The organism is Cupriavidus sp. R6-3 (assembly GCF_059772245.1).
Genome location: NZ_JCBAJO010000416.1, coordinates 1 through 1916, shown reverse-complemented (window position 1 = coordinate 1916; position 1916 = coordinate 1). Strand labels below are relative to the sequence as shown.

The window sequence follows — 1916 nt, the reverse complement described above, 5'->3', positions numbered from 1 at the left end:
CCGGCTGCGGGGAATCGACGCGATAGAGGCATAGCCGGTGCTCGCCCTGCTCGACATGGAAGGCGGCGCTCTCGCGGGTGTCCTGCACCAGCTGGCGCAGCACCGGCATCACGGCCGTCTCCAGCGAGAACGACGCGGCATAGACCGCGTGCAGGCGCGCGACCTCGGGGCCGAGGCCGTAGCGGCCGTCGGCATGCCGCACGACCAGCCGCGCATGCTCGAGCGAGGCGAGCAGCCGCAGCAGCGTACTTTTGTAGAGGCCGGAACGCTGCGCCAGCTCGGCCAGCGTCAGCGCGGTATCGCCGAGCCGGAACGCGCGCAGCAGGAACAGCGCGCGATCCACCGCTACCGCGCCGCCCTCGGCGGCATGCTTGTCGGCTTCGGAAACCTGGGCGGCTTTACGGGGCATCGGTGATGGGTCAGCGGATCGGCGGGTCGCGGGCGCGGCGGGCGGATGCAGCCGGGCGCGCGGCGACCGTGCACCGTATAGAACGGCGCTTTCTTTGTCAATGCAGACCGCTTCGCGTCACCGGCCTCCCCCCGGACCCGGGCCGCCTCATCCCGGCTCCAACGCGGCTGGCCACCTCAGCGGCCGCACCCGAGCCGTCTCACCCGAGCCGCCTCACCCGAGCCGCCTCACCCGAGCCGCCTCACCCGAGCCGCCTCACCCGAGCCGTCTCACCCGAGCCGCCTCACCCGAGCCGCCTCACCCGAGCCGTCTCGCCCCCGGCCACCTCACGCCAACCGCCGCACCACCGCGTCCGCAAACTCGCGCGTGCTGGCCTTGCCCTTCAGGTCGCCGGTGCGGATGTTGTCCTCGTTCAGCGTCCGGTCGATCGCGGTGCGCATCCGCTGCGCCAGGTCCTGGCGGCCGACATGCTCGAGCATCAGTCCGGCCGCCAGCATCAGCGCGACCGGATTGGCCACGCCCTTGCCCGCGATGTCCGGCGCGGAGCCGTGCACGGCCTCGAAGACCGCCGCGTGCTCGCCGATATTGGCGCCCGGCGCCAGCCCCAGCCCACCGACCAGTCCCGCGATCTGGTCCGACAGGATGTCGCCGAACAGGTTGGTGCACAGCAGCACGTCGAACTTCCACGGGTCCAGCACCAGCTGCATCGCGCAGGCATCGACGATGCGGTCCTCCATCTCGACCCGCCCCGCATAATCGGCCGCCACCTCGCGCGCGGCCTCCAGGAAGATGCCGGTCAGCGCCTTCAGGATGTTGGCCTTATGGACCACGGTGACCTTCCTGCGGCCATTGCGCAGCGCGTATTCGAAGGCGAAGCGGGCGATGCGCAGGCAATCGGCGCGCGTATTGGTGCCGGTGGACACCGCCACCGCGCGCGGATCGTCGCCGACGGCAATGTAGTAGTCGTGCGCGACATAGAAGCCGCCGACGTTCTCGCGCACCAGCACCAGGTCGATGTCCTGATAGCGGCCGGGCACCAGCGTGCGCGCCGGCCGCACGTTGGCGTACAGCTGGAACAGCTCCCGCAGCCGGACGTTGACCGAGCGGAAGCCCCCGCCCACCGGCGTGGTCAGCGGCCCCTTCAGCGCCAGCCCGGTGCGGCGGATGCTGTCCAGCGTGGCCTCGGGCAGCGGGTCGCCGCTGGTCTCCAGCGCCGCCATGCCGGCCTGCTGCGTTTCCCAGGCGAACGGCGCGCCCAGCGCGTCCAGCACCTGCAAGGTGGCGGCCATGATTTCCGGGCCGATGCCGTCGCCGGGAATCAGCGTGGCCGGGATGGCGGCACCGCCGCCGGGGGTCGCGCTGGTGGTCGCGCCGGGGGTCGCGCCGGGCGTCGTCCTGTCGGCCTTGTTGGTCGGATTTGCATCGGTTTGCACAGGCGATCTCCACAAATTGACAATGACTTCGGGTGGCAGCGGCACGCCGAGGCGACGAACAGCCCGGGCCGGCA

The 1916-nt window shown here is 71.4% G+C and carries 2 protein-coding genes; both read right to left on the bottom strand.

Annotation, left to right across the window (positions count from 1 at the left end; translation table 11 throughout):
* Window positions 1-409: helix-turn-helix domain-containing protein (locus tag AC6EI8_RS26265; RefSeq protein WP_498383362.1), on the bottom strand; the 409-nt coding region annotated here is incomplete at its 3' end.
* Window positions 410-735: 326 nt separating this feature from the next.
* Window positions 736-1743 carry an isocitrate/isopropylmalate dehydrogenase family protein gene (locus AC6EI8_RS26260; RefSeq protein WP_149318364.1) on the bottom strand — a complete coding sequence of 336 codons (1008 nt, stop codon included), beginning with the start codon at window positions 1741-1743 and terminating at the stop codon, window positions 736-738.
* Window positions 1744-1916: the final 173 nt, after the last annotated feature.